This window comes from Streptomyces sp. CA-251247 (assembly GCF_050952975.1).
Lineage (GTDB): Bacteria > Actinomycetota > Actinomycetes > Streptomycetales > Streptomycetaceae > Streptomyces > Streptomyces achmelvichensis.
Genome location: NZ_CP191861.1, coordinates 3,299,555 through 3,324,814 on the forward strand (window position 1 = coordinate 3,299,555; position 25,260 = coordinate 3,324,814).

General features: G+C 70.1%; 25 protein-coding genes. 13 read left to right on the forward strand and 12 right to left on the reverse strand.

Translation table 11 applies throughout. The features are described from left to right. Window positions 1-47: 47 nt before the first annotated feature. Window positions 48-1,412 (forward strand): LCP family protein, encoded by a 1,365-nt coding sequence (locus ACQPWZ_RS14385; RefSeq protein ID WP_433573816.1) that lies wholly within the window; start codon window positions 48-50, stop codon window positions 1,410-1,412. Window positions 1,413-1,487: 75 nt separating this feature from the next. On the opposite strand, the gene ACQPWZ_RS14390 is transcribed toward ACQPWZ_RS14385, so the two are convergent. Next, window positions 1,488-2,036, reverse strand: a complete 549-nt coding sequence (locus tag ACQPWZ_RS14390; RefSeq protein WP_313945972.1) for an acyl-CoA thioesterase — start codon at window positions 2,034-2,036, stop codon at window positions 1,488-1,490. Between the two features lie 118 nt (window positions 2,037-2,154). On the opposite strand from ACQPWZ_RS14390, the gene ACQPWZ_RS14395 reads away from it, so the two are divergent. The 8 genes from ACQPWZ_RS14395 (at window position 2,155) to ACQPWZ_RS14430 (ending at window position 8,436) form a co-directional block, all read left to right on the forward strand. After that, window positions 2,155-3,360 (forward strand): LCP family protein, encoded by a 1,206-nt coding sequence (locus ACQPWZ_RS14395; RefSeq protein ID WP_433571524.1) that lies wholly within the window; start codon window positions 2,155-2,157, stop codon window positions 3,358-3,360. A gap of 167 nt (window positions 3,361-3,527) precedes the next feature. After that, window positions 3,528-3,935, forward strand: coding sequence for a YciI family protein (locus ACQPWZ_RS14400; RefSeq protein ID WP_383245815.1), 408 nt, complete (start codon window positions 3,528-3,530; stop codon window positions 3,933-3,935). Window positions 3,936-3,943: 8 nt separating this feature from the next. Further along, on the forward strand, window positions 3,944-5,089 hold the full coding sequence (locus tag ACQPWZ_RS14405) for an RNA polymerase sigma factor (protein ID WP_433571525.1): 1,146 nt from the start codon (window positions 3,944-3,946) through the stop codon (window positions 5,087-5,089). A 230-nt stretch (window positions 5,090-5,319) separates the two neighbouring features. Next, window positions 5,320-5,511, forward strand: coding sequence for a hypothetical protein (locus ACQPWZ_RS14410; RefSeq protein ID WP_433571526.1), 192 nt, complete (start codon window positions 5,320-5,322; stop codon window positions 5,509-5,511). Continuing rightward, window positions 5,495-6,022 (forward strand): DUF6879 family protein, encoded by a 528-nt coding sequence (locus ACQPWZ_RS14415; RefSeq protein ID WP_356706221.1) that lies wholly within the window; start codon window positions 5,495-5,497, stop codon window positions 6,020-6,022. The genes ACQPWZ_RS14410 and ACQPWZ_RS14415 overlap by 17 nt, the downstream gene beginning before the upstream one ends. After that, the gene (locus tag ACQPWZ_RS14420) at window positions 6,019-6,849 is read left to right on the forward strand and encodes a helix-turn-helix domain-containing protein (RefSeq protein ID WP_433573817.1); all 831 of its coding nucleotides are present in this window, start codon (window positions 6,019-6,021) and stop codon (window positions 6,847-6,849) included. Before ACQPWZ_RS14415 ends, ACQPWZ_RS14420 begins: the two co-directional genes overlap by 4 nt. A gap of 549 nt (window positions 6,850-7,398) precedes the next feature. Continuing rightward, the gene (locus ACQPWZ_RS14425; protein ID WP_433571527.1) at window positions 7,399-7,839 is read left to right on the forward strand and encodes a hypothetical protein; all 441 of its coding nucleotides are present in this window, start codon (window positions 7,399-7,401) and stop codon (window positions 7,837-7,839) included. A 108-nt stretch (window positions 7,840-7,947) separates the two neighbouring features. After that, complete coding sequence (locus ACQPWZ_RS14430) at window positions 7,948-8,436, forward strand: hypothetical protein (protein ID WP_433571528.1); 489 nt, start codon at window positions 7,948-7,950, stop codon at window positions 8,434-8,436. A 241-nt stretch (window positions 8,437-8,677) separates the two neighbouring features. Here ACQPWZ_RS14430 and ACQPWZ_RS14435 read toward each other — a convergent pair whose 3' ends face one another. Then, window positions 8,678-9,859: an acyl-CoA dehydrogenase gene (locus ACQPWZ_RS14435; protein WP_433571529.1), complete on the reverse strand. Its 1,182-nt coding sequence runs from the start codon at window positions 9,857-9,859 to the stop codon at window positions 8,678-8,680. 163 nt (window positions 9,860-10,022) lie between these two features. On the opposite strand from ACQPWZ_RS14435, the gene ACQPWZ_RS14440 reads away from it, so the two are divergent. After that, on the forward strand, window positions 10,023-11,366 hold the full coding sequence (locus ACQPWZ_RS14440; RefSeq protein WP_327683579.1) for a UDP-glucose dehydrogenase family protein: 1,344 nt from the start codon (window positions 10,023-10,025) through the stop codon (window positions 11,364-11,366). 118 nt (window positions 11,367-11,484) lie between these two features. Here the strand turns inward: ACQPWZ_RS14440 and ACQPWZ_RS14445 are convergent, their stop codons facing one another. Then, the gene (locus ACQPWZ_RS14445) at window positions 11,485-12,003 is read right to left on the reverse strand and encodes a CGNR zinc finger domain-containing protein (RefSeq protein ID WP_340473451.1); all 519 of its coding nucleotides are present in this window, start codon (window positions 12,001-12,003) and stop codon (window positions 11,485-11,487) included. 116 nt (window positions 12,004-12,119) lie between these two features. On the opposite strand from ACQPWZ_RS14445, the gene ACQPWZ_RS14450 reads away from it, so the two are divergent. Then, on the forward strand, window positions 12,120-12,482 hold the full coding sequence (locus tag ACQPWZ_RS14450; RefSeq protein WP_340473452.1) for a VOC family protein: 363 nt from the start codon (window positions 12,120-12,122) through the stop codon (window positions 12,480-12,482). Between the two features lie 62 nt (window positions 12,483-12,544). Here the strand turns inward: ACQPWZ_RS14450 and ACQPWZ_RS14455 are convergent, their stop codons facing one another. The 4 genes from ACQPWZ_RS14455 to ACQPWZ_RS14470 all read right to left on the reverse strand — a co-directional run bounded on the left by ACQPWZ_RS14455 (window position 12,545) and on the right by ACQPWZ_RS14470 (window position 16,674). Next, entirely contained in the window at window positions 12,545-13,645 is a 1,101-nt protein-coding gene (locus ACQPWZ_RS14455) for a membrane dipeptidase (protein ID WP_433571530.1), read from the reverse strand. 120 nt (window positions 13,646-13,765) lie between these two features. Beyond that, window positions 13,766-14,998, reverse strand: a complete 1,233-nt coding sequence (locus ACQPWZ_RS14460) for a dipeptidase (protein WP_433571531.1) — start codon at window positions 14,996-14,998, stop codon at window positions 13,766-13,768. A 6-nt stretch (window positions 14,999-15,004) separates the two neighbouring features. Continuing rightward, window positions 15,005-15,538, reverse strand: a complete 534-nt coding sequence (gene purE / locus ACQPWZ_RS14465; RefSeq protein ID WP_340473455.1) for a 5-(carboxyamino)imidazole ribonucleotide mutase — start codon at window positions 15,536-15,538, stop codon at window positions 15,005-15,007. Then, the gene (locus tag ACQPWZ_RS14470; protein WP_433571532.1) at window positions 15,535-16,674 is read right to left on the reverse strand and encodes a 5-(carboxyamino)imidazole ribonucleotide synthase; all 1,140 of its coding nucleotides are present in this window, start codon (window positions 16,672-16,674) and stop codon (window positions 15,535-15,537) included. The genes purE and ACQPWZ_RS14470 overlap by 4 nt, the downstream gene beginning before the upstream one ends. 147 nt (window positions 16,675-16,821) lie before the next feature. Between ACQPWZ_RS14470 and ACQPWZ_RS14475 the strand changes: the two genes are divergently transcribed. Continuing rightward, entirely contained in the window at window positions 16,822-17,331 is a 510-nt protein-coding gene (locus ACQPWZ_RS14475; protein ID WP_340473457.1) for a GtrA family protein, read from the forward strand. Window positions 17,332-17,399: 68 nt separating this feature from the next. Here the strand turns inward: ACQPWZ_RS14475 and ACQPWZ_RS14480 are convergent, their stop codons facing one another. Both ACQPWZ_RS14480 and ACQPWZ_RS14485 read right to left on the reverse strand, forming a co-directional pair. Next, window positions 17,400-18,665 (reverse strand): ATP-binding protein, encoded by a 1,266-nt coding sequence (locus ACQPWZ_RS14480; protein WP_340473458.1) that lies wholly within the window; start codon window positions 18,663-18,665, stop codon window positions 17,400-17,402. Window positions 18,666-19,266: 601 nt separating this feature from the next. Continuing rightward, the gene (locus ACQPWZ_RS14485; RefSeq protein ID WP_313945949.1) at window positions 19,267-19,944 is read right to left on the reverse strand and encodes a response regulator transcription factor; all 678 of its coding nucleotides are present in this window, start codon (window positions 19,942-19,944) and stop codon (window positions 19,267-19,269) included. Window positions 19,945-20,403: 459 nt separating this feature from the next. On the opposite strand from ACQPWZ_RS14485, the gene ACQPWZ_RS14490 reads away from it, so the two are divergent. Then, window positions 20,404-21,894, forward strand: a complete 1,491-nt coding sequence (locus tag ACQPWZ_RS14490; protein WP_433571533.1) for an oligopeptide:H+ symporter — start codon at window positions 20,404-20,406, stop codon at window positions 21,892-21,894. 69 nt (window positions 21,895-21,963) lie between these two features. Here ACQPWZ_RS14490 and ACQPWZ_RS14495 read toward each other — a convergent pair whose 3' ends face one another. The 3 genes from ACQPWZ_RS14495 to ACQPWZ_RS14505 are packed head-to-tail and all read right to left on the reverse strand — an operon-like array spanning window position 21,964 to window position 25,255. Beyond that, a complete protein-coding gene (locus ACQPWZ_RS14495) occupies window positions 21,964-23,319 on the reverse strand; it encodes a hypothetical protein (RefSeq protein WP_433573818.1) in 1,356 nt (451 codons plus the stop codon). Between the two features lie 14 nt (window positions 23,320-23,333). Beyond that, window positions 23,334-24,422: a hypothetical protein gene (locus tag ACQPWZ_RS14500; protein ID WP_433571534.1), complete on the reverse strand. Its 1,089-nt coding sequence runs from the start codon at window positions 24,420-24,422 to the stop codon at window positions 23,334-23,336. Then, a complete protein-coding gene (locus ACQPWZ_RS14505) occupies window positions 24,419-25,255 on the reverse strand; it encodes a COG1470 family protein (RefSeq protein WP_433571535.1) in 837 nt (278 codons plus the stop codon). The genes ACQPWZ_RS14500 and ACQPWZ_RS14505 overlap by 4 nt, the downstream gene beginning before the upstream one ends. Between the last annotated feature and the right edge of the window lie 5 nt (window positions 25,256-25,260).

The following is a 25,260-nucleotide window of genomic DNA, read 5'->3' on the forward strand; positions in this document are numbered from 1 at the left end:
ACCCGAGGCCCCGGACCGGACGGCCGGTCCCCCGACCGCGCTGGGGCCTGCGGGTGGCGACGACCCTCTCGGTCCTGGTGCTCGGCGCGGGCGCCATCGGGCATGCGGTGGTGACCAGTCTGGACACCGGTATCAGCCGGGTGGATCCGTTCCGCGACATGAAGAACCGGCCCGCGGGCGGGCACGGGATGAATCTGCTCCTCGTCGGTACCGACGGCCGCGACAAGATCACCGCCGAGCAGAAGGAGAAGTACCGCCTCGGCGGAGCGCCCTGCCGCTGCACCGACACGATCATGCTGGTGCACATCTCGCGCGACCGGGAACGGGCGAGCGTGGTCAGCCTGCCCCGCGACAGCTACGTCGAGATCCCCGCGCACACCGACCGGAACACGGGCAAGCGCCACGAGGCCCACCCGGTGAAGCTGAACGCGGCGTACTCGGAGGGCGGCCCGGGCCTGACCGTCAGCACCGTAGAGCAGCTGACCAAGGTGAAGATCGACCACTATCTGGAGGTCGACTTCACCAGCTTCATGAAGACCGTGGACGCGGTCGGCGGGGTGGAGATCTGCACGGCCCAGTCCATGAAGGACGCGTACACCGGTCTGGATCTCGCCGCCGGCACCCATCGGCTCGACGGCGGCCGGGCGCTGCAGTACGTGCGCTCGCGCCATGTCGACGGCGCGTCCGACCTGGGCCGGATGCAGCGCCAGCAGCGCTTCGTCGCGGCCTTCATCAAGCAGGCCACCGGCACCGGCGTCACGCTGAACCCGATGAAGTTCCGCCAGGTGACGTCGGCCATGCTCGACTCCGTCCGGGCCGACGCGGGCTTCGGCCCCGACGAGATGCTGGCGCTCAGCAGGGCGATGCGGGGCTTCTCGGCGGCGTCCTCGGAGTTCACCTCCGTACCCATCGGCGCGATGGGCCCGGCCAAGGACATCGGTTCCACGGTCACGTGGGACGACGCGAAGGCGCAGAAGCTGTTCCGGATGATCCGCGAGGACAAGCCGCTCGCACCGCAGACCCCGCAGAAGCCGAAGGTCCCGCTGGTCGACGTCGCCCCGCAGCAGATCCGGGTGCAGGTCTACAACGGGACGCGCGCCGACGGCCTCGGCCGCAAGGTCGACTCGGCCCTGCGGGCGACGGGCTTCAACACGACCGGCTCGCCCTTCAACGGCGGCGGCAGCCCGGTGGTACGGCACACCTTCATCGAGTACGACCCGCGCTGGGACCGCTCGGCCCGCTCCCTGGCGGCGGCGCTGCCCGGGTGCGAGCTGCGGCCCGTGAACGGCCAGGGGCAGACGCTGAAGGTGACCGCGGGCGCCGACTACAAGGGGGTGACGACCGTGCGGGCGAAGGATGTGAAGCAGGGCGAGTTCGACACGGTGAAGGGGGACCAGGTGGTCTGCCCTTGACGGGGCGGGTGCGCGCCGGCATGGCCGGCGGCCCACGACACCGGCTCGTGCGCGCCGGGGCCCAGGGGCAGAGCCCTAGTCCTGCATCCCGTCGGCGGCGCGCTTCTCGCGGAGTTCCTTGATCGCGCGGCGGCGGGCCAGCCGGTGCGTACGCCGGATCTGGGCCTCCTGGTAGCGCCGCCGGTCCCGCTCGGTCTCGGGAACCACGGGCGGTACGGCGCGGGGCTTGCCGTCCCCGTCGACCGCCGCGAACACCAGATAGGCCGAGCCGACCTGCTGGGCGGGGGTCGACTCGTTCCAGCGCTCGGCCATCACCCGCACACCGACCTCCATGGAGGACCGGCCGGTCCAGTTGACCTGGGCCTTCACATGCACCAGGTCACCGACCCTGACCGGCTCCAGGAACACCATCTCGTCCATGGACGCCGTGACGGCGGGACCACCGGAGTGCCGGCCCGCGACCGCGCCCGCCGCGTCGTCCACCAGTTTCATGATCACGCCGCCGTGCACCGTGCCGAGGAGATTGGTGTCACTGCCGGTCATGATGTGACTGAGGGTGGTACGGGACGCCGAAGTGGGCTTGCCCGGAATTACGGATTCCGAGCGCTGGGCCTGATCTGTCATGACGTCCACCCTATGCGGGGGTCACACAATCGGGTCATTGCATCAGCTTGGCAACAGGCCAGGTCCGATTCCCCACCCCCTCTATATGGCGCGAGGTCTCCCCGGCACACTGGTCGCCATGAACGATTGGCCCGAAGGATACGGACGCGGCAGCCAGGGCTCTCAGCCCGAGGGCGCTCGCGTGATGCGCCATGTGCAGCGACGGCCGGTCCCGCAGCAGCAGTCGCAGGGGTACGACGACGCCCCCTACGACAGCGGCTACAACACGGGCCAGGTCTACGGCTCCCCGCCCGCCGGCGGCCCCGGCGCCCCGCCGCCCTCGGGGCACGCACCGGCCGGTTACGGCCCGGACTGGCGGCGCCGGATCAAGATCGGCTCGCTCGTCCTGGTCGTGGCGCTGCTCGCGGTCACGATCGGTACGTACTTCTGGGCCGACGGCAAGCTCAAGCGCGAGGTCGACCTTGCCAAGGTCATCGAGCGTCCGGGCGCCGGAGACGGCACCAACTACCTGATCGTCGGGTCCGACAGCCGTGAGGGCATGTCGGACGAGGACAAGAAGAAGCTGCACACCGGCTCGGCCGAGGGCAAGCGGACCGACTCGATGATGATCCTGCACGACGGCTCGAACGGCCCGACGCTGATCTCGCTGCCGCGTGACTCGGACGTCGAGATACCGTCGTTCAAGGGCTCCGATTCCGGCAAGCTCTTCCCGAACACCGGCCGCCGGGTCAAGCTGAACGCCGCGTACGCCGAGGACGGCCCGGAGCTGCTGGTCCGTACCGTCGAGCACAACACGGGTCTGCACATCGACCACTACGTCGAGATCGGCTTCGCCGGGTTCGCGGGCATCGTGGACGCCATCGGCGGTGTCGAGATGGACATCCCGAAGGCCTTCAAGGACAAGAAGTCGGGCGCCGACTTCCAGGCCGGCAAGCAGACGCTCGACGGCGAGCAGGCGCTGGCGTTCGTGCGGACCCGCTACGCCTTCGCGGGCAGCGACCTGGACCGTACGAAGAACCAGCAGAAGTTCCTCGCGGCCCTGGCCTCCCAGACGGCGACGCCGAGCACGGTCCTGAACCCCTTCAAGCTCTACCCGACCATGGGCGCGGGCCTGGACACCCTGATCGTGGACAAGGACATGTCGCTCTGGTCGCTGGGCCAGATGTTCTTCGCGATGAAGGGCGTCACGGGCGGTGAGGGCACGTCGATGAACATGCCGATCTCGGGCACCAGGGGCGGCAACCTCGTCTGGGACAAGGCGAAGGTGAAGCAGCTCGTGGAGCAGCTCAAGAACGACGAGAAGGTCACGGTCACCGGTAACTGACGGTGTCCCGATCGCCTGGGAGGGCCCGCCGCGCGACACCGCGCGGCGGGCCTTTTCGTGTCCGGCCGAGAAAATCCCGGCGGTGATGTCGAGAACCCGTGCCCGGCTCCGTCCCCGTGGTGAAAGCGGCCACAATGGGTCGCACCCACACCGAGGAGAGATCCACGATGGCGAAGTACCTGCTGCTCAAGCACTACCGCGGCGCCCCGGCTGCGGCCAACGACGTGCCGATGGACCAGTGGACGCCGGAGGAGATCTCGGCCCACATGCAGTACATGAACGACTTCGCGGCCCGGCTGGAGCAGACCGGCGAGTTCGTCGAGAGCCAGGCGCTCGCCCCCGAGGGGACTTTCGTCCGCTACGACGGTGAGGGGCGCCCGCCGGTCACCGACGGTCCGTTCGCCGAGACCAAGGACCTGATCGCCGGCTGGATGGTGATCGACGTCGACAGCCACCAGCGCGCCGTCGAGCTGGCCGGGGAGCTGTCTGCGGCCCCCGGGGCGGGCGGCAAGCCGATCCACGAGTGGCTCGAGCTGCGCCCGTTCCTGGGATGCCACCAAACCATCACGGAGTGACCCGGTCGATGAACGAGGCCCTGATCCGGAGCCTCACGCCCAGCGTGCTCACCGTCCTCGTCCGCCGCGGAGCCGACTTCGCGGCGGCCGAGGACGCCGTGCAGGACGCGCTGGTCGAGGCGGTCCGCGTCTGGCCGGCCGACCCTCCGCGGGATGCGAAGGGCTGGCTGATCACCGTGGCCTGGCGCAAGTTCCTCGACACCACCCGCTCGGACACCGCCCGCCGCCGGCGTGAGGACCTCGTCGATGAGGAACCGGCGCCGGGCTCCACGCCCGCGGCGGACGACACGCTCCAGCTCTACTTCCTGTGCGCCCACCCGTCACTGACGCCGTCGTCCGCGGTCGCGCTCACCCTGCGCGCCGTGGGCGGGCTGACCACCCGCCAGATCGCCCAGGCCTACCTGGTGCCCGAGGCGACGATGGCGCAGCGGATCAGCCGGGCCAAGCGCACCGTCTCCAGCGTGCGCTTCGACCAGCCCGGCGACGTCGCCACCGTGCTGCGCGTCCTCTACCTGGTCTTCAACGAGGGCTACTCCGGCGACGTCGACCTCGCCGCCGAGGCCATCCGGCTCACCCGGCAGCTCGCGTCCGCGATCGACCACCCCGAAGTGGCGGGCCTGCTCGCCCTCATGCTGCTCCACCACGCCCGGCGCGCCGCCCGGACCGCACCCGACGGCAGTCTGGTGCCGCTCGCCGAGCAGGACCGCGGCCGGTGGGACACACCGTCGATCGCCGAGGGCGTCGTGATCCTCCAGGCGGCCCTCGCCCGCGACCGGTTGGGCGAGTTCCAGGCCCAGGCCGCCATCGCGGCACTCCACGCGGACGCGCCCACGGCCGAGGAGACCGACTGGGTGCAGATCGTCGAGTGGTACGACGAACTCGCGCGCCTGACGGACAGTCCGGTCGTCCGCCTCAACCGCGCGGTGGCCGTGGGCGAGGCCGACGGCCCGCGCGCGGGGCTGGCTGCGCTCGCGGCACTGGACGACACGGTGCCCCGCCATACCGCGGTGTCGGCCTACCTCCACGAACGCGACGGCGACCTGCCGACGGCGGCCCGCCTGTATGCCGAGGCGGCCCACGAGGCTCCCAACCTCGCGGAACGGGACCACCTGACGCGCCAGGCGGCGCGGTTGAACGCGCGTGGGGGCGGCTGAGGGGTCGGGCTCCAGGTTCGTCGCCTTCACGATCCGCTGATCGTCCGTACGTGAGGTGGCACCACCGCTGGTCAGCCGAGGGATGCCACCGCATCCGCGATGAGGGCGCGGGAGGCCGATCCCCGTCACGGCCTTGGGACCGGTTTCCAGTAACGGAAACTCGAACCCCTTGTTCCTCGGGTTGGGGGCCGCGAGCATCGGACGCGACACCCGACGACGAGGGGCAGGCCGTGAAGCTGACACGACTGGTAGGCCAGTGCGACGAGGGCGAGTGTCCCACCATCTTTGCGACCGATCGGGGCACGCTGGTCGTGCAGGGGGACCGCGTGGCCGACCACGGGCAGGAGATTCCAGCCCACGAAACCATGGTGGAAATCCCTATCGAGCTCATCCGAAAGGCCATTCGTGACAACCTCATCTAACACGCTGGGGGATTGGCTCAACGACTTCAGTCGGGAGGCGTTCCGACTGGAGACTCTGGACGATTACAGCAAGTCGGGTGGCATTGATGCCTTTCGGGCATTCCTTGCCGGCGAGCCGCAGCCAGAGGATTACAAGACCGCCGGATGGATGGCGACGGTCGGGGACGCGGTCCAGTCGGGAAAGCGCATCTATCGCGTCCACATCCTCTCGCGCCCGTTGACGGATTACCTACGCTTCGAGCTCTCCTGGGGGTACCACCGCAACATGGCGGCCGGAGAAGAGTTCTTCATCCTGGATACGACCACCCAGGAAAACCCGATCTCGGATGCGCCGGATTTCTGGCTCTTCGATGAGCGAGTAATCGGAGCCATGAACTACGACGAGGAAGGTAAGTACCTGGGTGCCGATTTCCTCGGAGAAGATCAGCTGTCCAGGTTCCTGACGTACAGGGACACGGCTATGGCTCAGGCTGTGCCGTTCGCTGAATGGTGGGCGAAGTACGGCGAGTGAACAAATCCAGCCTTGGGTCAGCGCTGCGGGAACTGCGTGAGTCTTCCGGGAAGGAAGCGAAGGCGGTTGCCCGTGGCGCTGCCATGTCTCGCTCCAAGCTATCCAAGATCGAAAACCAGATCACAGCGCCTAGCGTCACCGACGTCGACTGCATCCTCACAGCTATAGGCGTATCGGATGAGGTCAAGGCCGAGTACATGGCTGCTGCCAGAGAGGCGGCCACGGAAGTCACAGCGTGGCGGCTTATTCGCCGATTGGGCTACAGCCGTAAACAACAACAGGTACAGGCCCTTGAATCACAAACAGCCCTGCTGCGTCTATTCCAGCCCTCACTCGTTCCCGGACTGCTTCAGACGCCTGAATACGTGCGGGCGGTTTTTGCCCGAAGAAGCCTCACAGAAGAACAGCTAGAGCGCACCATCGGCGCGAGGCTGGCACGTCAAAGTGCCCTGTACTCGGAAGGGAAGGCCTTCCGTTTCATCATCACGGAATCGGTCCTCCGGTGGCGCATCGTCCCGTCCTTGATGATGGCGGCGCAGCTCGACCGATTGATCTCTGCCTCTCGGCTGCCCAACGTGGATATCCGAGTCGTCGCTCAATCTACCCCGCAGGTGGATTTTCCTGGCCACTCGTTCTCCATCAAGGACGAACGCACGGTAACCATTGAGACGGTCCACGCGGAAACGGTGGTTACCGATCCCAGGGACGTCGCCCTGTACGTAGCCAAGTTCGAAGGATTCAGCGGGACCGCCGTTGCCGGTGACGACATGCGGTCCCTGCTCGAAGGCATCAGAGACGAGCTTTTGCGCGAACAGGAAACCGGCTAGAACCTGGCCCCGCCCCCCGGGCCACCATTGGCTGTCGATTCCTGGAGACAGCAGCGAAGGGGTGCGCAACGGCAACCACAACGGACACGTTCGAGTACGCGACCTACACGGCAAAGCGCGAGACGTGCCCCTCATGCAACATACCCATCCCTCTTCACCACCTCGCCCGGCGGGGGATGCTCGGGGGGCAGGACGGCCCGCCCAAAGTCGCGTACTGGCACACCCGGTGCGTCAAGGCGGACGGCTCGCGCCGATGACACGCTCAGTCATCCGACACGCCGAGCATCGGATCATCAGAGACCCCGAGGCCTCGCCCACGGTGATTGCGAACTGTCTCTACGCGGAGTGCGGCTGGGCTGCCGTTCCCGGCCCTGACGTGGCCGAGGTTGACCGGCAGTGCATGACCCACACGGGCCTCAACACCGGACACGGCCGCTTTCTCCGAGGGTTCGAGGACATTGCCCTAGTTCATCGGGTCGAGACGCCCTGACACAGCCCCCGCCCCCGCCAGGGCGGGCAGCAACACCCATCGACAGAAGGAGTCGCACGATGACGACCATGGTGGAAAGCCCCGTCGCCTTACGGCACGGGCGGGATCTCGTCAGCCCCGAGCTGTTCGAGCGGCTGGCCGCGTTCTGCGCGGACGAGTACGGCCTTGAGCGGGTCGTCGCCGACCGCGTGACGGACCAGGCCATCGCCTTCGTGTACGTCCTGGGCAGCCAGAAGGCCTATGACATGGCGCCCAGCGAGCGAGTGGACCCCGGATGGCACTCGTTCATGCTCCACACCCAGGAGTACGCCGCCTGGTGTCAGGAGCAGTTCGGCTGCTTCGTCCACCACGCACCGAACGCCAGGGTCCGGACGCGCCCACTGATGGTGTCGGTTACCGACCGCCTCAAAGCCGCCGGGTTCGACGTCGACGCCCGGCTGTGGGGCACCGCAGCCGAGTGCAACCAGCCGGCCTGCTGCGGCGACGGCGACGGCTGCTGACCCGCTGACTCGCCCCAACACACGGACCACGGCGTGATCCGCTCGTACGAAGGAGGACCCGGACACGTCACAGGTGCCCGGGTCCTGCCCTGAGCAAAGGTACCGCCCATGCCATCTGATGTGGGTCTGACCGGGAGCAGCAGGGTCACCGTATTCGCCCTGTTCGGCGTGGTCTTCGGGTACGCCACGCACCACCTGGACCAGCGGCGAATCGGAGACGTGGCCATCGTCGGACCGCTGACTCCCGGGGTCGAGTGGCCGCGCCTGTGGCAGATGGCCCGCAACTGCGGGCGGCCCACTGCCAGCGAGACCGAACTGGCCCAATGGGTGCTCACTCAAGCAACCCGGGCCTTCGTGTGCGGCAGCGACCGCATCGCACAATTCCATGAACAGGGGTGGAAGTTGGAGCCGGGTGGAAAGCGCGTCCGATTCGATCTGACCTACGCCAACCGCGACCAGCTCTGGACGGGGAACCTGACTGTCGAAGGGCTCACTCCGGACCAGGTAGCGGAGCGCCCTACGCTCTACAACGCCTCACCGCGAACATCTTCGAAGGGGTCGAGCAGCGCGGGCGCGCAGCCATCACAACCATGCTGACCCCCCCGGCGCGGATGACCCCACCGAGCGAGACGAAGTAGCCTGACCCAACCGGAACAGAAGGCCCCCGACATCGGGGGCCTTCTCGTTTGTGCAGGTCAGAATCCGTTTCGCGCCCAGTGTCCGCCCAGGATTCCCTCACCATGACGCCCAGGAACAGCCCGGAACGGGCCCGAGCGGACCGGAATCCGATCACCGCTCCCGGATCACTCCCGAGGGCATCTGACCTGCGAAAACCCCGCTACGGCAGGTTCCGCGCCATCACGATCCGCTGCACCTGGTTCGTGCCCTCGTAGATCTGCGTGATCTTCGCGTCGCGCATCATGCGCTCCACCGGGTAGTCACGGGTGTAGCCGTAACCGCCGAGCAGCTGCACCGCGTCCGTGGTGACCTCCATCGCGACGTCGGAGGCGAAGCACTTCGCCGCCGCGCCGAAGAAGGTCAGGTCTTCCTTCCCACCTCCGGCGGACACCCGCTCCGACTTGGCCGCCGCCGAGTACGTGAGCTGACGCGCCGCCTCCAGCTTCATCGCCATGTCGGCGAGCATGAACTGGATGCCCTGGAAGTCCGCGATCGGCTTGCCGAACTGCTTGCGCTCCTGGACGTAGCCCTTGGCGTAGTCGAGGGCGCCCTGGGCGACGCCCAAGGCCTGGGCCGCGATCGTGATGCGGGTGTGGTCCAGGGTCTTCATCGCGGTCGCGAAGCCCGTGCCCTCCTCGCCGATCATGCGGTCGGCGGGGATGCGGACGTTGTCGAGGTAGACCTCGCGGGTCGGGGAGCCCTTGATGCCGAGCTTCTTCTCCGGGGCGCCGAAGGAGACACCCTCGTCGCCCTTCTCGACGACGAACGCCGAGATGCCCTTGGAGCGCTTCGTCGGGTCCGTGACAGCCATCACCGTGTAGTACTCGGACTCGCCGGCGTTGGTGATCCAGCGCTTCACGCCGTTGAGGACCCAGAAGTCGCCGTCGCGTACGGCCTTGGTCTTCATGCCGGCGGCGTCGGAGCCCGCGTCCGGCTCGGAGAGGGCGTACGAGAACATCGCGTCGCCCTTGGCGAGCGGGCCCAGGTACCTCTTCTTCAGGTCCTCGGAGCCGGACAGGATCACCGGGAGGGAGCCGAGCTTGTTCACGGCAGGGATCAGGGAGGAGGAGACGCAGACACGGGCGACCTCCTCGATGACGATCACGGTGGCCAGCGCGTCCGCCCCGGCGCCGCCGTACTCCTCCGGGACGTGGACCGCGTGCAGATCGTTGGAGACGAGAGCGTCGAGAGCCTCGCGCGGGAAGCGCGCCTGCTCGTCGACCTCGGCCGCGAAGGGAGCGATCTTCGCCTCGGCCAGCGAACGGATCGCGTCACGGAGCATGTCGTGCTCTTCGGACGGGCGGTACAGGTCAAAAGCCGAGTTACCGGTCGATCCGGCCACTTCTCTCACTCCCCAAGCGTGCTAACTACCGTTAAGTAACCCAATTTTAGAGGTCCCCCGGCCCATCGGCATACGTGAGCTTGGCGACAGCGGAAAAGTGCCCCGGCCGCGGCGCGGCTATGCTCGGGTCGCATTCTTGCCGCGCAATTCTCTGGAGCACCGCATGGCCCTCAAGATCACCGTGATCGGCACCGGCTACCTCGGCGCCACGCACGCCGCGGCCATGGCGGAGCTGGGCTTCGAGGTGCTGGGACTCGACGTGGTCCCGGAGAAGATCGAGATGCTCTCCGCAGGCCGGGTCCCGATGTACGAACCGGGGCTCGAGGAGCTGCTGGCGAAGCATGTCGCCGGGATCGAGGGCTCCAGCGGACGGCTGCGCTTCACGACCTCCTGGGAGGAGGTCGGCGAGTTCGGCGACATCCACTTCGTCTGCGTGAACACTCCGCAGAAGCACGGCGAGTACGCCTGCGACATGTCCTTCGTCGACCGTGCCTTCACCTCGCTCGCCCCGCAGCTGAAGCGCCCCGCGCTGGTGGTCGGCAAGTCCACCGTGCCGGTGGGCAGCGCGGCCCGGCTGTCGGCGCTGCTCGCGGAGCTGTCACCGGTCGGCGCGGACGCCGAGCTGGCGTGGAACCCGGAGTTCCTGCGCGAGGGCTTCGCGGTCCAGGACACGCTGCACCCCGACCGGATCGTGGTCGGCGTGGAGAGCGAGCGCTCGGAGAAGCTGCTGCGCGAGGTGTACCGCACGCCGGTGTCGGAGGGGTCGCCGTTCGTGGTGACGGACTTCCCGACGGCCGAGCTGGTGAAGACCTCGGCGAACTCCTTCCTCGCGACGAAGATCTCCTTCATCAACGCCATGGCCGAGGTGTGCGAGGCCGCCGACGGCGACGTGGTGAAGCTCGCCGAGGCCATCGGTTACGACGAGCGCATCGGCTCCAAGTTCCTGCGGGCGGGCATCGGCTTCGGCGGTGGCTGTCTGCCGAAGGACATCCGCGCCTTCATGGCGCGCGCCGGTGAGCTGGGCGCCGACCAGGCGCTGACCTTCCTGCGGGAGGTCGACTCGATCAACATGCGGCGCCGCGGGCACATGGTGGAGCTGGCCAGGGACGCGGTCGGCGGCGACTCCTTCCTCGGCAAGCGGGTCGCGGTGCTGGGCGCGACGTTCAAGCCCGACTCGGACGACGTCCGGGACTCCCCCGCACTGAACGTGGCGGGCCAGATCCACCTCCAGGGCGGTCAGGTCACGGTCTACGACCCCAAGGGCATGGAGAACGCGCGGCGCCTGTTCCCGACGCTCGGCTACGCGGACTCGGCGCTGGACGCGGTCCGCGGCGCGGATGTGGTGCTGCACCTGACGGAGTGGCGCGAGTTCCGCGAGCTGGACCCGGCGGAGCTGGGCGAGGTCACCTCGAGCCGTCTCATCCTGGACGGCCGCAACGCGCTGGACAGCGTGAAGTGGCGCGAGGCCGGCTGGACGTACCGGGCGATGGGCCGCCCGAAGGCCTGAGCCGGGGGCTGAGCGGGATCTGGGCCGGGGCCCGGGTGCCGGACGCGCTGAGTGCTGACCGAGCCGGGGCCCGGGTGCAGAAGCGCTGAGCGGATCTGAGCCGGGGACCCTACGCGGTTCAGCCGGCCGTCGTGCGGCGGGCCCGGTACGTACGCATCTTGGCGCGCGCCCCGCACACCGACATCGAGCACCAGCGCCGCCGGCCCGACGGGCTGCGGTCGTAGTACGCCCACTGGCAGTCCTCGGCCTCGCACGCCTTCAGCCGCGCCCACGTGCCGTCCGCCACGGCTGCCGCGATCGCTTCGGCGACCCGCGAGGTGAGGGTGCCGGGCGCCGCCGGCCGCAGGGCGGCCGTGCCGTCGTCGGCGACCGTGACCAGCAGAGGCGCCGCCGCGAGGAGCCCGTCGAGGGCCGTGGCCGGCGGGCCGCCCGCCGGCCGGTGGCCCGCGTGGGCGAGACAGGCCGCGCGCAGGGCCTCGCGCAGTTCCCGAGCCGCGGCGACCTCGTTCTCGGCGAGGCCGTGGGCGGCGCGGCCCTCGGGCGTGTCGAGGGCGTCCCTGCCGGTCTCGACGTCCAGCGTGTTCACCAGCGCTTCGACCAGCGCCAGCCCGCCGGGTGCGACTGCCCTCTCATTCATGGTTGCGACGTTACCTCCGATGCGGGACCATGCAGTAACGGTTACCGGTTGAGCCGGTGTAGCGGTAACTGCGCCAACGGTCACCGTCGGCTCCGCATTCCGATCGAGGAGGAACCATGGCCATCGCCACCCTGGGCACGGTCGTACTGGACTGTCCCGACCCCGTCGCACTCGGCCGCTTCTACGCCGAGGTGCTGGGCGGCGAGATCGAGAGCGACGGCGCGGACTGGGTGAACCTGGTGGGCGCCACCGGCACCGCGCTCGCCTTCCAGGCCGCGCCCGGTCACGTACCGCCGAAGTGGCCCGCGCCGGACGACTCCCAGCAGTTCCATCTGGACCTGATGGTCGACGACATGGACGCGGCCGAGAAGCAGGTCCTGGCGCTCGGCGCGACGGTGCTGGAGGCGGACGACCGGTCCCGGGGCTTCCGCGTCTACGCCGACCCGGCCGGGCACCCGTTCTGCCTCTGCGCGAACTGATCCCGCGCGCGCTCCACCGAAGGCTGAAGGAGGCAGAAGCAAGGGCCGGAGAGCGGGACCTCTTACGCGTCCAGCGTCGTCAGTCTCGCCGTCGACGCCGGCCGCCTCGCCTGCGTCGCCCGCGCGACAAACTCCGCGTCCCGCAGCACCCGGTGCACGTTCGACCAGGTGAGCAACTCGATGTCGGCCTCCGGCCAGCCGCGTTCGAGCAGTTCGGCGATCAGGCGGGGGTAGCACGAGACGTCCTCGAGGCCGGGAGCATGCGCGGCCCCCGTGTCGTAGGCGCCGGTGAGGGCCGTCGACCGGGGGCCCGCCAGGTCACGGATGTGGTCCAGCAGATCAGCCGTCTCACGGACCGAGGCGGCCGTGCAGACCGCCATGCACACGCCTCCGTTGGCGCGCAGTTGCCGCAGCACGTCGTCGGGGACCTGCGTCGGGTGCTGCGAGATGACCGCCGGGGCCCGGGTGACCGCAAGGGTCCGGTGCATCGTCGCGGGGGTGCAGCCGGAGAGGTCCACCAGCATGCCGAGACGGTTCATCTCCCGTACGACCTCGTGGCCGAAGGGCGTCAGGCCGTCGCGCTGGGTCCAGCGGGTGCCCGCGAGGGCCGCGCTGCGGACGCCGAGGGCGTGGTACGCGCGCAGGGTGCCCAGCGAGTCGGCGAGCGCCGGGCCCGAGACCGGTCCGAGCAGACCGGCGATACGCCCGCAGTTGCGGGCGTGGGCGAGTTCGTCGGCGCTCCGTGCCGGTCGCAGGGCCTCGGGGTGTGCCTCGACCACGGACCGGATGAGGTCGATGTGTTCCAGGGTCGTGGCCGGCGCACGGTCCGCGGCGAGCCCGGGCGGCGTCAGGAGCGACCAGAACAGCGCGCCCACTCCCCCGTCGCGCAGCCGCGGGATGTCCGTCTCCAGAAGGCTTTCGCCTTCCTCCAGGTCGTAGTGCGCCATCTCCCTCAGGGCGTGCGCGAGTCCGTTGGAACCGTCGATGAGGGGGTACCGCGCGAGCAGTTCGCGGGCGCGCTCCAGAGGTCCGGGGCCTTCGGCGGCGGGGGCGTCGGCGGGCTCCGCGGGGGCACGGCCGGCCGCCGGCGCGGAGTCGCGGACGTCCTCGATGTCGCCGACCGCGACCGAGGCGGTCTGGGGGTCGTCCTGAAGATCTGCCATGTGCTGCTCCGTGCTCCGACGGCGGGCCGTACGGCCACCGTGGCACGGGAGCGGCGAGGGGTCGCGGCGGACGGAGCGTTCGGGGGTACGGGGCAGGTGCCCGTACCCCCGGGCCCGAAGTCAGGGCCCGGCGTGGCCGGGCCCTGTGGACGGGCCCTGGCCGTCGAGCTCGTCGATCGTCGCGTTGGACGGTCCGCGCCGGGTCTGCTCGTCCCGCGCCACCGCCTCCGCGTCCGCCAGTACGCGCACGGCGTTCTGCCAGGTGAGCTTCGCGAGGTCGGCCTCGGACCAGTTCCGCCGGAGCAGTTCCGCGACGAGGTTCGGATAGCCGGCGACGTCGTCGAGCCCCGCGGGCGTGAACGCCGTCCCGTCGAAGTCGCCGCCGATGCCGATGTGGTCGACGCCCGCGGTCTCCCGCATGTGGTCGAGATGGTCGGCGACCGTGGACGCGGTGGCGGCGGGCCGCGGGTTCGCCTCCTCGAAGGCCTGGTGCAGCTTCATCGCCTCGGGTGTGGTGTCGAGGTGGTGGAAGCCGTGCGCCCGCAGGTTCTCGTCCGCGGCCCGGGTCCAGTCGCCGGCCGCGGGCAGGATGAACTTCGGTACGAACGTGGCCATCGCCACGCCGCCGTTGTCCGCGAGCCGCTCCAGCACGTCGTCCGGGATGTTGCGGACGTGGTCGCAGACCGCCCGGGCCGACGAGTGCGAGAAGAGGACCGGGGCGACCGAGGTGTCGAGCGCGTCCCGCATGGTCGAGGCGGCGACGTGCGAGAGGTCGACCAGCATCCCGGCGCGGTTCATCTCGCGGACGACCTCGCGTCCGAAGGCGGAGAGGCCGCCGACGCCGGGCTCGTCCGTCGCCGAGTCCGCCCAGGCGGTGTTGTCGTTGTGGGTGAGCGTCATGTAGCGCACGCCGAGCGTGTGCAGCGCGCGCAGCGTCGCCAGGGAGTTGTTGATGGAGTGCCCGCCCTCGGCTCCCATCAGCGAGGCGATGCGGCCCTCGCCGCGGGCCTTCTCCATGTCGCCCGCGGTCAGCGCCGGCGCCAGGTCCGCGGGGTAGCGGCTCAGCAGCTGCTGCACGCCGTCGATCTGCTCCAGCGTCGCGCTGACGGCGTCCTCGCCGGACATGTCGGAGCGGACGTACACGGACCAGAACTGGGCGCCGACCCCGCCGGCCCGCAGCCGCGGGATGTCGGTGTGCAGCCTGCCGGTCTGGTCACCGGCGATGTCGAGCTTGTCCAGGTCGTAGCGGACGTTTTCGCGCAACGCCCAGGGCAGGTCGTTGTGACCGTCGACGACGGGGTGGGCGGCGAGCAGCTCGCGCGCCCGGGCGAGGTGATCCGTGCGGGATGTCATGGACACTTACTTCCCGAACCCGAAGGAGTCCGCACCTGCGACCTTGGCGCGCAGGCGCTTGCCCTTGTCGGTGGCCTGGTCGTTCAGCTCCTGCTGGAACTCCCGCATCCGGGAGAGCAGTTCGGCGTCCTGCACGGCGAGGATGCGCGCGGCCAGCAGACCGGCGTTGCGCGCGCCGCCCACCGAGACCGTGGCCACCGGCACACCCGCCGGCATCTGCACGATGGACAGCAGCGAGTCCATGCCGTCGAGGTACTTCAGCGGGACGGGCACACCGATGACCGGCAGCGGGCTGACGGAAGCGAGCATGCCGGGCAGATGGGCCGCACCGCCCGCGCCCGCGATGATCACCTTCAGGCCGCGGGAGTCGGCCTTCTCGCCGTACGCGATCATCTCGCGCGGCATGCGGTGTGCGGAGACGACGTCGACCTCGTAGCGGATCTCGAACTCGTCGAGGGCCTGCGCAGCCGCCTCCATCACGGGCCAGTCGGAGTCGGATCCCATGACGATGCCAACGGCAGGACCGGTCATGCTGCTCATTCGACGATGGTTCCCTTGAGATAGCCGGCCGCGTGACGGGCGCGCTCCAGCACGTCGTCCAGATCGTTGCCGTAGGTGTTGACGTGCCCCACCTTGCGGCCGGGTTTGACGTCCTTGCCATACATATGGATCTTCAGCTGCGGGTCCCGGGCCATGCAGTGCAGATACGCCTGGTACATGTCCGGGTAGTCGCCGCCGAGGACATTGCACATCACGGTCCAGGGCGCGCGGGGGCGGGGGTCGCCGAGCGGCAGGTCGAGGACGGCCCGCACATGGTTGGCGAACTGGGAGGTGACCGCGCCGTCCTGGGTCCAGTGGCCGCTGTTGTGCGGGCGCATGGCCAGCTCGTTGACGAGGATGCGGCCGTCGGCCGTCTCGAACAGCTCGACCGCCAGATGCCCGACGACGCCGAGCTCCCCCGCGATCCGCAGGGCGAGCTGCTGGGCCTGCCCGGCGAGCTCCTCGTCGAGGCCGGGGGCGGGCGCGATGACGGTGTCGCAGACGCCGTCGACCTGCTGCGACTCGACGACGGGGTAGGCGACGGCCTGGCCGTGCGGGGAGCGCACGATGTTGGCGGCGAGCTCGCGGACGAAGTCGACCTTCTCCTCGGCGAGGACCGGCACACCCGCGCGGAACGGGTCGGCGGCGTCCGCCTCCGTCCGGACGAACCAGACGCCCTTGCCGTCGTAGCCGCCGCGCACGGTCTTCAGGATGACGGGGAAGCCCCCGACCTCCTCGGCGAACGCGGACACGTCGGCGGGGTCGGTCACGATGCGATGGCGCGGGCAGGGCGCGCCGAGCTCCATGAGTCTCGAGCGCATCACACCCTTGTCCTGTGCGTGCACGAGCGCGTCGGGGCCGGGCCGGACGGGGATGCCGTCCGCCTCCAGCGCGCGCAGGTGCTCGATGGGGACGTGCTCATGATCAAAAGTGATCACATCGCACCCGCGTGCGAACTCACGCAGCGTGTCCAGGTCGCGATGGTCGCCGATGACGACATCGCTGACCACCTGGGCCGCGGAGTCCTGCGGGGTGTCACTGAGGAGCTTGAAACGGATGCCGAGGGGGATGCCCGCCTCGTGGGTCATACGGGCGAGCTGACCGCCGCCGACCATGCCGACTACCGGGAACGTCACTCTCCTAGGGTATCCGCCGCTCCGCGGGCCCCCGCCGCCCGTGTCACAGCCTCGCCACACGATTGTCGATGTGCCCGGGCAACCGCGGAGGCGGCTGGTTAGCATGACGGTGATGACGCTGTCGATCTGATGGGCTGGACTCTCACTATGAGTGAACGAGGCGGAGCGCTACGCGGGCGGCTCGATCGGCTCATGCGGGAGATCGCGAAGTTCGGCGCGGTGGGCGGCGCCGGGCTGCTCGTCAATCTCGCCGTCTTCAACCTGGTGCGGCACACCACCGAGCTCCCCGTGGTCCGGGCGTCCGTCCTGGCCACCGTGATCGCCATCGCGTTCAACTACGTGGGGTTCCGGTACTTCACCTACCGGGACCGCGACAAGTCGCGCCGGACCAAGGAGCTCACGCTCTTCCTGCTGTTCAGCCTCGTCGGCCTGGTCATCGAGAACGGCGTTCTCTACACGGCGACGTACGGCTTCGGCTGGGACAGCCCGTTGCAGAGCAACTTCTTCAAGTTCCTGGGCATCGGCATCGCGACGCTGTTCCGCTTCTGGTCCTACCGCACCTGGGTCTTCCGGGCGCTGCCGGCGCGCGAGGCCGTACAGACCGCGGAATCGTTCCTGGGACAGCCCTCGGCGGAGCCGGACCGGGTCGGCCGCTGAGCCTGCTCGCCCTTGCCCGTTGCGCCGTGATGGGTGCTGGCCGCGCCACCTGAACGGGCCGGTCCCGGCTACCTGACCGTCGGCGGGTCGTCCTTGGGCTTGCGCGCCACCCGGCTGAGGAAGAGCGCGAAGACCGGCGGATGCTGCTGCAACAGCTCCAGCCGGCCGCCGTCCGCCTCCGCGAGATCCCGCGCCACGGCCAGTCCGATGCCGGTGGAGTTGCGGCCGCTGATGGTCCGCTCGAAGATCCGCGCGCCGAGGTCGGCGGGCACGCCCGGCCCCTCGTCGGTGACCTCGATGACCGCCTGGTTGCCGGTGACACGGGTGCGCAGCGCCACGGTCCCGCCACCGTGCATCAGGGAGTTCTCGATGAGCGCGGCGAGGACCTGGGCGACGGCGCCCGGGGTGCCGACCGCGCGCATGCCCGTCTTCCCCGAGCAGACCACCGCGCGCCCCGCGCTCCGGTAGGCCGGCCGCCACTCCTCGATCTGCTGCTTCACGATCTCGTCGAGGTCGAAGACGATCGCGGAGCCGATACGGGGGTCGCGGGAGTTCGTGAGCAGCCGCTCCACGACGTCGGTGAGCCGCTCCACCTGGGCGAGCGCGACGCTCGCCTCCTCCTTCGCGGTCGCCGGGTCGTCGGTCTCCGAGATCTCCTCCAGCCGCATGGACAGGGCGGTCAGCGGTGTACGGAGCTGGTGCGAGGCGTCCGCGGCGAGCCGGCGCTCCGCGGTGAGCATCCGCGCGATGCGCTCGGCGCTGGCGTCCAGGACGTCGGCGACCCGGTCGAGCTCGGGGACGCCGTACCGCTTGTGGCGGGGGCGCGGGTCGCCGGAGCCGAGGCGCTCGGCGGTCTCGGCGAGGTCGGTGAGCGGGGAGGCGAGACGGTTCGCCTGCCGTACGGCGAGCAGGATCGCGGCGATGACGGCGAGAAGCGCGACGGCCCCGATGATCATGAGGGTGCGTCCGACCTCGCGGGTCACGGAGGAACGGGGCTCCTCGACGGTGACCGTCTCACCGCGCTCCCCCTCGGCGACCCCGCGGATGACGCTGCCCTCGGGCCGCTCACCGATCTCGATGGACGGCCGCCCGGGGATCTCGATCAGGGCGTAGCGCTGGGCGCCGCTCTGGTCGGCGAGGATGCCGGGATTGACGGGCTCACCGCCGATGAGCCGGCTGTCGACGATGCTGACGAGCCGCACGGCCTCGGAGTCGACACTCTCCTGGGCGCTGTTGCTGATGGTGCGGGTCTCGACGAGGACGAGGGACACGCCGAAGACGGCGATGACGACGAGGACCACGGCTAGCGTGGAATTGATGAGCCGTCGACGCAAGATGCCCTCCGGGCGGGGTGACTGGTGCCGACACCGAGCCTATGGCGTGCGGGGGGCGTTCTCGACGGGGCGCGGGTGTGGGGGCGTTGCCCGCCGGGGCGCGGGCGGCTGTCGTTCTGCGCCGTGCGGGGTGCGTTGGGCTCCCTGTCGGGCGCGGTCCCGCTCCGCCGGGCGGTGGGCCCTGCTGGGAGTGGTGGTCTCCCGTCGAGCCCGATCCTCCCCGCCGCGCGGCGGCACCCCGCCGGGCGCGGTGGTTCCCCGTCGAGCCCGATCCTGCCCGCCGGGCGGTCGGCTCCCCGCCGGGGCGCGGCTGCCCTCCGCGGGCGGCTGTCGTTCTGCGCCGAGCGGGGTCCTGCCCGACGGGCGGTCGGCACCCCGTCGAGCACGGCCCCGCTCCACCGGGCGGTGGGCACCCCGCCGGCGCGGTCGTTTTCGCCGAGGCTGACGTCCCCCGCTGAGCGCTGCCGTTCTCTGCCCCAGCCCTGGCTGTGGGTTCCCCTCCGAGCGCTGGTGGGCCTCGCCAGGCCCCGGCGTAACCCGCCGGGCGCGGGAGCGCCCCGTCGCGCACCGTCGCTCCGCGCCGAGCGCCTCGACCGTCCCGTCAGCTCTTCTCGAAGCGGAAACCCACACCCCGCACCGTCGCGATGTACCGCGGGTTCGCCGCGTCGTCGCCGAGCTTCTTGCGGAGCCAGGAGATGTGCATGTCCAGCGTCTTCGTGGACGACCACCACGTGGTGTCCCAGACCTCCCGCATCAGCTGGTCGCGGGTGACCACCCGGCCCGCGTCGCGGACCAGGACGCGCAGCAGGTCGAACTCCTTGGCCGTCAGCTGGAGTTCCTCGTCGCCCATCCACGCACGGTGCGACTCGACGTCGATCCGCACTCCGTGCGTCGCGGGCGCCGGGGCCGGCTCCGTCGCGCCGCGGCGCAGCAGCGCCCGGACCCGGGCGAGCAGCTCCGCGAGGCGGAACGGCTTCGTCACATAGTCGTCCGCGCCGGCGTCCAGGCCCACCACCGTGTCCACTTCGTCCGCGCGTGCCGTCAGCACCAGGATCGGCACGGTGTGGCCCTCCGAGCGGAGTCTTCTGGCGACCTCCAGGCCGTCCATGCCGGGCAGGCCGAGGTCGAGTACGACGAGGTCGACACCGCCCGCCAGACCGGCGTCCAGCGCTGCCGGACCGTCCTCGCGCACCTCGACCTCGTACCCCTCGCGGCGCAGGGCGCGGGCCAGCGGTTCCGAGATGGATGCGTCGTCCTCGGCGAGCAGTACACGCGTCATGTGGTGATGGTAGTCCGCGTGACGTGCACATCGGTGCGTCTTCCAACCACCCTGCGGGACTGGGATGCAATCATGGTTACGACCTTCGATTCAGGGCAGTCGGTTCCTGTAAAACCTGTGATCCATGTCTCAAGTCCTTCCATATGCCACTGTGTCGTGTCGTATGGTGGCGAGACGCCTGTTGTACTGCACGGGGACCTTTGGCCTGCCGGCCAAGGGTCTCTTTTCTGCGCGGAGCCCTGCGGCCCCGAGCGCAGTGAATGACCTGTGGGCCGGGCCCCGGACGCGACGTTGCGCCAGGGGCGTGGATCCCGGTGCGGACCGTCCCCGCCTCCGTCACGACACGGAGCGAACCCCTCGGGCGTGGGGGTGGAGCGGCTTGCTGCCGGTGCCGGCCGCCCCCCACCGGGCGCGTAACCGCTCACGAGGCAGTCGCGTCCCGAGCAAGCAAGGATCGACATGGCGTCCAGCCTGACGAAGGACTCGGCCAGCATTCCTGGCGACGAGAAGACCTTCTTCGGCCACCCCCGCGGACTGGCCACTCTCTTCATGACCGAGATGTGGGAGCGTTTCTCCTACTACGGCATGAGGGCTCTGCTCCCGCTGTACCTGGTGGCTCCTGGCGGTCTGCACATGAGTGCGGCCACCGCGACCGCGATCTACTCGGTCTATCTCTCGCTCGTGTACCTGCTCGCCCTCCCGGGCGGCTGGTTCGCCGACCGTGTCCTCGGCCCCCGCAAGACCGTCGCCGTCGCCGGCGCGATCATCATGCTGGGTCACCTCACGCTGGCGCTGCCGACGTCGGGCACCTTCTTCGCCGGCCTCGGTCTGGTCGCGATCGGTTCCGGCCTGCTGAAGGCCAACATCTCCACGATGGTCGGCCACCTCTACAACGGCCCGGACGACCCGCGCCGTGACGGTGGCTTCACGATCTTCTACGTCGGGATCAACCTGGGCGCCTTCGCGGCCCCGCTGATCATCGGCACCGTCGGTGAGAGCGTCAACTGGCACCTCGGCTTCGCGCTCGCCGCGCTCGGCATGGGCCTGGGTCTGGCCCAGTTCCTGCTCGGCAGCCGCCACCTCAGCTCGCGCTCCGACATCGTCCCGACGCCGATGACCGCCGAGGAGAAGACGTCCACGCTGCGCAAGGGCCTGCTCTGGCTGGCCGTCGCCGCTGTCTTCTACGGCATCGTGGGCTTCTCCGGTGTCTACACGCTGAACTGGCTGCTGGTCCCGCTCACCATCGCCGGTCTGGTCATCCCGGTGTGGGTCATCGCCCGCATCAAGCGCGACAAGTCGCTCGACCGCGTCGAGCAGTCGAAGATGACCGCGTACATCTGGTTCTTCGTCGCCGCCGCCATCTTCTGGATGATCTACGACCAGGGTGGTTCGACCCTGTCGCTGTTCGCCGACGAATCCGCGAAGAACACCGTGTTCGGCTGGGAGTTCCCGGTCTCGTGGTACCAGTCGGTCAACCCGGTCATGATCATGGCGTTCGCGCCGGTCTTCGCCTGGCTGTGGCTCGCGCTGAACCGCCGCGGCAAGGAGCCGAGCACGATCGTGAAGTTCGCGTCCGGCCTCGTCCTGGTCGGCGCCTCGTTCTTCCTCTTCCTCGCCCCGCTGTCGATCGCCGAGGGCGGTCACAAGGCGGCCGCGATGTGGCTGGTCGCCATCTACTTCGTGCAGACCGTCGGTGAGCTTCTGGTCTCGCCGGTGGGCCTCTCCGTCACCACGAAGATGGCGCCCGTGAAGTACGCCTCCCAGATGATGGGTGTCTGGTTCCTGGCCGTCACCGCCGGTGACGCCACGACCGGCCTGCTCTCCATCGCCGGGGTGAACCTCGACAAGATGGGCATCGTCGGCCTGGAGGCCACGCTCGCCGTGGTCGCCGGTATCGCGGTGTGGATGTACCGCAAGAAGGTCAAGGAACTCATGGGCAACGTCCGCTGACCCTGCCCCTGGCCGAGAAGGGCCGCCGCACCCGATCCGGTGCGGCGGCCCTTCCCGCGTGTCTGCCCCTCAGCGGGAGAGACCGCGCAGCCTCCGCCACGGTGTGAACGTGAACACCGCACCGCCCAGCAGGATCACCGTGCCCGCGACCAGGGCCAGGGCACGCAGGGCGCCGTTGTCCTCGGCGCCCGTCTCGGCCAGGCCGCCGCTCGTGCCCGCGCCTCCCGCGCTGCCCGCTCCGCCGGATGCGGCGCCGCCCGAGGACGTGCCGCCGGACGCGCCGCCCGGCTGGGCCGCGGTGTCGAGTTCCAGGGAGAACGCGACATTGCCGGGCGGGGTGCAGGTCGTCGTCGTACCGAGCGCCTTCACCGTGAAGACACCAGGGGCGAGCGTCGCCTTGCCCGTGGCGCCCGGCTTGTACGTGCCCGTCATGTCGGGGATCGTCATGGGCTCCCCGGACTTGATGGGGTCCTTGTTCAACGGGCCCTCGACATGCACGGTGCCCTTGTCGGCGCCGCCGAGCTTGACCTCCATGGACGGCTTGACCGAGTTCGCCGGGATGTCGGCGGGGCTGTCCATGACGGACTTGGAGAACTTGACCGTCAGGTCGTAACTGCCGCCGTTCTTCTTGGCGTTGATCTGCACCGGGGAGACGGCGTTCTTGTCGCCGATGGGCGTCTTGCAGGCGTAGGCGACGCTGATCTCCTTGCCCTCGAAGTCGGTCTGGCCACCGCCGCCGCCCGTGGTCCCACCGGACGTCGTACCGCCGGAGGTCGTTCCGCCGGAGGTGGTGCCACCGCTCGTCGTCCCACCGGACGTGGTCGTCCCGCCGGTTGTCGTCGTCCCGCCGCTCGTCGTGCCGCCCGAGGTGGTCGTCCCTCCGGTCGTCGAACCGCCGCCCTCCGTCACCTTGATCGTGGCACCGGGCTGGACGGCCGCCTTCGGCGAGCACTTCGTGTCCGTCGACAGCGGCTTGGAGACGTTGATGTTGTACGCGCCCGGCGTCAGCGTGATGTCGCCCGCCTTCTCCAGCTTCAGCTTGCCCTTCATGTCCGGCAGCACCATCGGGCTGTTCTTGGGGATGGGCGGGTTCTGACGCGGTCCCTCCATCTTCAGCTCGCCCGAGGCCGCGCCGCCGACCGTGATCGTGCCGGTCGGCTTGACCGTGTCCTTCTCCAGGTCGAGGACGTCCGGGTTCTTGGACGCGGCCTCGACCGTCTTCCACACCACCTCGACCTCGTCCCCGACCTTGGCCTCGGCGGGCGCCGTGATCTGCACCTTGGTGGTGCCCTGCACCGGCGGCAGGCCGGAGATCGGCGGTGGTATGCACTCGGTCGCGTACGAGACCTCGGCTGCCTGAGCGGGGCTCGCGGCCAGCAGGATCCCCGCGCCGCCGAGCATCAGCGCGACTCCCGCCGCGCTCATCCTCCGTTGCGTGCTCACGAATGTCCCTTCGTCGTGGGTCGGTTCTCTGACGGTGCGGAGTCAGGTGTGAACCACGGCAGTGCCGTGGTCGTCGTGGTGCCGGCCGCCGTGGGGGCCGGGGGCGTCCCGCCCCGGGACCTGGTGCCGGGAAGGCGCAGGACGGGCAGCCGGACGGTGAGGTCGCCGGTGCGGTGCCTGCCACCGCCCCGCGGGCGGAACCGGTCGACGACCGCCATGCCGATACGGAACACGGCGGCCGGGACGACGACGGCCAGCAGGACCCAGAAGAGCGTCACGCCCCAGGGACGGCCCACTCCCCACGGCTGCGCGACGATGACCTTCGTGCCGTACTTCACGGAGATCTCGTAGTCGCCGTGGGCTCCGGCGGCCAGTTGGACGGGCAGTTCGACCTGCACCTTCCGGCCGGGCTCGATGGTGCCGCGCCACTGCTGCTCCTCCCACTGCGGCGCGAAGACGCCGTGCGAGGTGCCGACCTGGAACACCGGGTCCTTCACCGGCGCCGAGCCGAGGTTGCCGACGGTGAACTCGAGCCGGCGGGAGGGCGGGGCGCCGAAGAAGACGAGAACGCCGGAGTCGCCTTCCAGCCGGGTCGCGGCGAGCACGGCGAGTCTGCCGCCGGTCGTCGCGCTGGGCAGAGGTGCCGTGGGGTGTCCGGCGACGGCGAAGACAGCGTCCACCGCCGTCTGTTCACCGGTGACCGTGGCGACGTGCACCACGCACGGACAGGGCTTGGGCGGTTCGGCGACCGGCATCTTCTTGCTGAACACGCCCTTGGAGTCGGTGGTGACGGCGCGGCCGTCGGCGTTGGCGCACGCGTTGGTGCCGCCGATCACGCCTCTGGCGGGGGTGGCCTGTCCGCAGATCAGCAGCATGAGGAGGGCTCCGGGCCGCCAGCCCGTGCCGCTGACGGTGATGTCGCCGCCCTTGCCGGCTTGCTGCCGGGAGACCGCCACGCCGGGACCGGGGTCGGCGGCGGAGGCGGTGGGCGCCGGCAGGAGCAGGAGCAGCGGGACCAGGGCGAGCAGCAGCGCCATGGCCCTGCTCGCAGTTCCGCGCGGGCGGCCGGCTTCGTCCATCATCATGCTCCTGACCTCGCCAACTGCCGTTCTGCGGTGGCCTGTTCGCACTCGGGGGCAGAGGGACGGCCGCGACGCCGGCGCAGCCACAGCGCTGCCGCCGCCGCGCCGAGGGCGAGGGCGGACGCGCACCAGGCCCAGGGCACGAACCGCACGGACGTCGTCGCGTCAGCCGCGGGTGCACCCGCGGCGGTGGCCCGTACGCGGACCTCCACCGCGTCCAGCGCCGGGCGGTCCCGCCAGTTCTCCGTGAGCGTGATGCGCCGGGCGGGCAGGAGTTCGGCGGGGAGTCCGCCCGGTGTACGGCGCAGCACCTCGCCGAAGAGGCCGTCCGCCGTGATCGTGACGCGCGGGGAGAGAACGGTGTTGCCCCGGTTCACCAGGGTGTAGCGGATGGTGCCGCCCGTGACGGAGACGTCCTCGACGGTGAGGGCCGCCAACAGCGGCCCGCTGACGCGGAGATGGATCCGTACGCGCGACTCACGGCCGCCCGACGACGCCGTGACGGCGGCACGGTGGTCACCCGGCACGGCGTCGGGCGGGACCGTGAGGGAGAGGGGAACCTCCGCGCGGGTGCGCGGCGGGACCGTGACGGAGGGTGCGGCGAGCGCGATCCGGCTGCCCTCCCCGTCCGCCCGGAGCCGTACGGTGAGCGGTTTCGTGCCCGGGTTGGTCACCGCCAGCGTGTCCTCGAGCACGGTGCCGGGCGCGCCTTCGGCGTAGATGTACGGCCGGTCCCCGCCCGGCCCGGGCGTCGCCGTCCAGGCGGGGCCGTCCGCCGCCACCGCCGTGACGGGCGTCAACAGCCCGGCCAGCAGCGCGGCGAGGAGCCGTGCCATCACGG